Here is a 5,584-nt window from a genome sequence, read left to right on the forward strand (position 1 = left end):
TCTCGACTTATGGTATGAACGTGTTTGGCGACTTGATAACCCAGAAGCGGAAGTCTTACTAATTACTAGTAGTTGATTCGATTATCAGGTTCACTACCCATTTGGTAATGGGCTTGCATTTTCGGCTTCAGCTGCAACCTCGGACAAAATAAACGCCAGTGGGTTTTTGTTATCTCCTGATATTTCAACTTTCTGATTCTTACCCCATAGGTTTCTGTTTCGACATCCTAGCCAGTACTCGATTGCACGGGTTTCAGGCGGAAGTTCTTCTGTGTATTCCACAATGTCACCGCTGGACAGCACCTTCTGTTTTTTAACGTGACATCCAATAGCACGTTTATATAACTTGCTAGCGACCTCGGCATCTGCCTTAAGTTTTCCGTTTCGACGTGCTTCCGCAAAATCTGGGTGTTTCTTTGCCCAATTCTTTATGGTGTCGCGGTCAACCTCAAAGAAGTCTGCCAGTTCCTGATCGGTCGCGCCAAGTAGGCAAAGTTTATATACCTGCTTCACGTAGTCTGGCTGATACTTATTATTGAATGTATTCCCTTTCGGAGCTGACATTGATATCCACCTTTTGTATTAGCGACATCTAAATTATAGCGTGTGAGGTCTTGAATTAGAAGACTCTAATTTAATGGTGGCGAAGTCTTATTATGGTAATTACAAGCGTTTAAGTGTAACGGTTCATACTCGCTCTGATAGCATTTCTGATGTCGCTTGTTCAAATCGTACAATCTGCTCCCTAACGTAAGCCGCTTATGGACAGCAACGCTATGATCTAGCCCCTACGGATACCTTTTATTTCGCCACAATTTCAGTGGTGGCTGACTGACACGATTCTGAATGATGACAGCTATAGGTCTTCAGAAATATTTTAGATGAGGAAACGAATCTGTAGAAACATTTCAAAACTCCTGTCACAGGACAATACGTTCAATCAACCAGTAACTCGACAATGTACCGATAGCATAAGCCCCAATCTTATGCGTTAAAAAGCTTTCTCGGAATGAGCTATATACCAGCCGTCTCCATAATGTCATAAAGCCCAACGTGCCAAACAAAAACGTTAGCTGGCCAAGCTCTACACCTACGTTAAAGGCAAACAGAGTCATAGGGATCTCACCCTGAGGGATTCCTATCTCACGCAATGCACCTGCAAATCCAAAGCCGTGTAATAAGCCAAAAGTGAAGGTTACAAGCCATGGATATTGTTGCGCAAGTGAGTTTGTGTTCGACCTGTTTTTGACAATTTCACATGCAAGAAACACGATTGAGAAGGCGATTAAGGCTTCAACCAACTTAGGATTCAATCTTACGATATCTGTTACTGATGCAAACAGAGTAATACTGTGTGCAATCGTGAAGGCTGTTATTGCGATGACAAGCTTCCATTGATGCTGAATCAGAAGGATCAAAGCAAAGAGAAACAATAAATGGTCCCAACCTTCTAGGATATGCTCAAATCCCAAAACGAGATAAGTAGAAAAAACTGACAAAGGGGATGAATCCACCTCTAATTGAATTGAGGGATCATCAGGTTGAATCAGAAATGTATGGAAATCATCTGCTTCAGCAGGCAAATAACGCACAATAACACTTATATCATATAGCTCAAGGCCCGAAATCTCTAGTGGCTGATTGAAAGCGCCAGGCTTACATGATACGACCCATTTGGATATCCAAGCTGCGGCTTCTAGGTTTGTCGTCTTATCTCCTGTTGATACGCAGGAAGCTGGCAGGGCGATATCAATTGGCATTGGGGTACCATTCAGGTCCGGTTTTCTCCAGAATAGTGCCCATTCTTGATTATTTGCATGTTTTATAATCAGCAGGCCCGGATCGAATGCATGTGAAAAAGCAGGCGTAGAAATTAACTGTGATAATAAAATAACGCAGATGAATATAGCATGTTTATACTTGCTCATTAGTCGCTATCCTTATGTACTTCATAGTTGCTGCGGTAGTCTTGATAAAGCTTGTCTAGCAAACTACGTCTTTGCAATATGAGCCAGTCAGAAGCCAGTAGCTCTTTTATCTGCTCAATCGGTGGTATAGTAGGGCTTTCTCGGTTAACCACCTTCACCAGATGTACCCCAGCAGGAGACTTGATTGGTCCCGCCCATTTCCCTAACTCGGCCTCCATTAATGCCTGAAGAAAGTTACCACCAAACATTCCTACAACGGCTTCTTTTGATGCGTTGTTTAGTCGAAAAGCAAACTTTGAGTTAACGCTAAGAGAAGCTGGAGTCGTACCATTCTCTATTGCTATTTTTGTATTTGAAATTAGTTCATCACTTGGCTCAGTGCCTAGGAAAATCTGTTCTAAAGAGAAGCTTCCTCCGGTTGAGTATCTCATTGGGCTGTGTTGAGCGAGCTGCCTGAGTTGAGCTTCACTTGGGTCGCCAACTTGGTTATTGGCCAGTCCGATGGAATCGATTAATTCAACCAATCTGGCTCGGATAACATGGTCGTTTTTGTCCAAGCCGAGCTTTATCGCCTCTCTGACCAACACTTCCTCTCTTATGTACTGGTCTATGAGTTGCTGTAACTCTAAGTCATTCGGTGACCGGCTCTGGCTGGCTTTGAATTTAAGTACGAGCAAGTTCTCTATCTTTTCATCAATAATAATCTTTGCTTTTGGTGACACAGTGGCTGATGAAAAAACAAACTCTTTGTCTGCAATTATAAAGACCAATAAACCCAACAATATAAAGTGAGTAAAGGGGTCTCTTAACACTTTTGCAATCATTTTATCCATCCCTAGATTTGGTGCGATCGTATCAAGTATAGAGTGCACTAAGTGACAATATGCATAGTGCCTTTGTAGCTATAGCTTGATTTAAGCTTAGTCATGACACTTGTCTCATATTTGGGAATTAAGAGTTTTTTATATTTCAGTTTGGAATATAAAAATGTTTGGGTATTCTTATTAATGCTTAACTATCGACATGTTGCGTACAACCTTTTGACAGATAAGTAACATTTCCTCTCTCCGTCTTTTAATGTTTTCTGAGTTGTATTGTTGCCAAAAACTGGCGCTTAGCAGAGTACCTATACTCTTTTCCAGCCGTTGGACATTGCTGTGTCAAACGGTTTTTTCTTGAGGACGAGTCTTAATCGTCACTTCGATATTAAAGAACCTAAATGTCCATACGACGATGCCTCAAGTGAATTAATAACTAATAAATTAAGGATATTCATATGACACTTTCAACGAAGAAGAGACTGAAAGCGGCATCTTTTGGGGTGTTTCTCGGCTTAATAGCTGTACCCACAGTCGCGGATGAAGCATGTGAAAATGAAATACTGACGATCAATGGCGCAATGGCTGAACCAGCTCCAGGAGTTTCTGCTGGCGATATCGAGCAAGCGCAGATACTACTGGATATGGTGGATGAGCGATGTGCCAGCGGAGACACACTGGAAAGCGTTGAAAATGACGTAGGCGTGATTAAACACATGCTGAGAATGGAGTGATCGGGATGAACATTATCAAACGAAATTTACACCGTACATTACCGTTTGGCTTAGCCGCCATTGCAGCAGGTACATTGATGGTCCCTGTCTCAGTATACGCAGCAGGCGATCCTCTAAACATCCTTACAGTTGGTGCCAATCGGGGTACCCGGGCTACTCAAAACTTTGTTCCGACTAATCCATCACCATATGGCGGTCAGGATCATCTGGGCTCTACCGTGACGCATGTCTCTGGGCCTGCATTTAATGCCATGTCTCCAGCACAGATGGCTACCTATGATGTTATCTTAACCCAATGGGCAACTGCAGATGCAGACTTGGATCTTTCCTCTGCAAAAGTCATAGATTATGTTTTTAATGGCGGTAATCTATTTCTGGATGGCGATGATCGCAACTTCAACGATCTGAGCTGGCTTGGTGTTTTCGGCGCCACCAGTTTCTGTTCAGGCCCTTGGTCGTTTACCCCTGAAGTTGACCCTGTGTTCACTGCAGATGTAAACACATCACCATCTCTGGTCAACTGTCACGGTTATTTTCCTATCTATGACACATCAGCGTTTAAAGTCATAATGCGAGATCGCGACGGTAATGCTGCAGCCATTGCAGCTAAGTCCGGCGGTGGTCGCGTCCTAGCAACGGGTCCCGACCATGACTATCACGCCCGTCCCGGTACAGAACAGTATCAGGTACTGCTTAATGAGTTATCCTGGGTAGGAAGCCAGGCTATTCCTCGTGCCGCAGCCGGTTTAGATATAACCGTTGATGAAGGCTCAACAGTTATGCTGGATGGTAGCGGTTCATCTTATGAAGGCGATCAAACCTTGACTTACGCCTGGACCCAAATTGCTGGTACACCAGTATCTCTTGACGATCCCTCTGCAATCTCGCCTAGTTTTACTGCTCCTATGGTAGACGTTGGCGGCGAAACCCTCACTTTTAAACTCACTCTTACCGCAGGTGATCTGACAGATAGCGATACCGTTTCAGTAACCGTTGCCGATGTATATAACAATCATCAACCAGTTGCTGACGCAGGAGATAACCAGTCTGTAGCAGAAGGGGCTCCTGTGGCTCTGGATGGTTCGAACAGCTTTGATATCGATGGTGATCCAATCACCTTCTCTTGGTCGCAGGTTTCCGGTAATCCAGTCGTACTAAGCGGTGCAAACTCCGCCACGCCAAGTTTTACAGCTTTAACTTATGACGTTGGAGGGGTGTCTGGCGTTGTTGATACCCTGATATTTGAACTAACAGTAGATGATGGGTTACCTGCTGACTTACCAGCAGATGGCTATAGCCTGGGTGATAATGTATCGACAGTTACGATTGAAATTACCAATGTAAACAACCCTCCAGTTGCTGACGCTGGTCTGAATCAAACTGTTAACGAAAATACACTAGTTTACCTAACTGGTGTTGCCAGCAGTGATCCTGACGGCGATCTGCTTAGTTATTCGTGGACCCAAATAGCCGGCACCATAGCTTCCCTAGATGATCCTAGCTCAGCTACACCGAGCTTCACCGCACCATTTGTGAATGCCGGTGGTGAAACTCTCACCTTCGAGTTGGTTGTTGATGATGGCTTTGGCGGAAGTGACTCTAAAACAGTAGATATCAACGTGCAAAACGAGAACGATCCACCAAACGCTTCGCTGGCTTTCCCGTCAGAAGAATGTTTGTGGCCACCTAAGCATAACTTCGTAGAGATTAAGATCCTTGGTGTAACGGATCCAAACGATAATGCAACCATCGTAATTGATTCCGTAACTCAGGATGAACCAACTGAAGGTCTAGGTGATGGTGATACCGCTATAGATGCGATTATCAACGACGATGGCTCTGTACTTCTGCGCGCAGAGCGTTCAGGTACGGGAGATGGTCGTATCTACAAGATTGAATTTACTGCTTCAGATATTGAAGGTAGTGATTCTGGTGTAGTGGAAGTTTGTGTTCCGCACAACAGAAAACGTGAGGCTGTAGACAGCGGAGCTATCTACGATTCAACCTTGACACCTTAATGTAAAGTAGGACTTAAAATCCGATATCAGCCAATTGATATCGGATTTTTTTTGCACTAATTGTCCTGTTTCGAAGTCTGTATTCG

5 protein-coding genes are annotated in these 5,584 nt (G+C 43.9%); 2 read left to right on the forward strand and 3 right to left on the reverse strand.

What is annotated here, in order from left to right:
* Nucleotides 1-93: 93 nt before the first annotated feature.
* The 3 genes from ACN0T0_RS20265 to ACN0T0_RS20275 all read right to left on the reverse strand — a co-directional run bounded on the left by ACN0T0_RS20265 (nucleotide 94) and on the right by ACN0T0_RS20275 (nucleotide 2,752).
* The gene (locus ACN0T0_RS20265) at nucleotides 94-564 is read right to left on the reverse strand and encodes a hypothetical protein (protein ID WP_256950050.1); all 471 of its coding nucleotides are present in this window, start codon (nucleotides 562-564) and stop codon (nucleotides 94-96) included.
* A 356-nt stretch (nucleotides 565-920) separates the two neighbouring features.
* Nucleotides 921-1,928 carry a HupE/UreJ family protein gene (locus ACN0T0_RS20270; RefSeq protein ID WP_256950049.1) on the reverse strand — a complete coding sequence of 336 codons (1,008 nt, stop codon included), beginning with the start codon at nucleotides 1,926-1,928 and terminating at the stop codon, nucleotides 921-923.
* On the reverse strand, nucleotides 1,928-2,752 hold the full coding sequence (locus tag ACN0T0_RS20275) for a peptidyl-prolyl cis-trans isomerase (RefSeq protein ID WP_256950048.1): 825 nt from the start codon (nucleotides 2,750-2,752) through the stop codon (nucleotides 1,928-1,930). Before ACN0T0_RS20275 ends, ACN0T0_RS20270 begins: the two co-directional genes overlap by 1 nt.
* A 452-nt stretch (nucleotides 2,753-3,204) precedes the next feature.
* On the opposite strand from ACN0T0_RS20275, the gene ACN0T0_RS20280 reads away from it, so the two are divergent.
* Both ACN0T0_RS20280 and ACN0T0_RS20285 read left to right on the forward strand, forming a co-directional pair.
* The gene (locus ACN0T0_RS20280; protein ID WP_256950047.1) at nucleotides 3,205-3,480 is read left to right on the forward strand and encodes a hypothetical protein; all 276 of its coding nucleotides are present in this window, start codon (nucleotides 3,205-3,207) and stop codon (nucleotides 3,478-3,480) included.
* Nucleotides 3,481-3,485: 5 nt separating this feature from the next.
* Nucleotides 3,486-5,498 (forward strand): PKD domain-containing protein, encoded by a 2,013-nt coding sequence (locus ACN0T0_RS20285; RefSeq protein ID WP_417228671.1) that lies wholly within the window; start codon nucleotides 3,486-3,488, stop codon nucleotides 5,496-5,498.
* Nucleotides 5,499-5,584 lie beyond the last annotated feature (86 nt).

Origin of the sequence: Amphritea sp., from assembly GCF_048266285.1 — a bacterium.
Lineage (GTDB): Bacteria > Pseudomonadota > Gammaproteobacteria > Pseudomonadales > Balneatricaceae > Amphritea.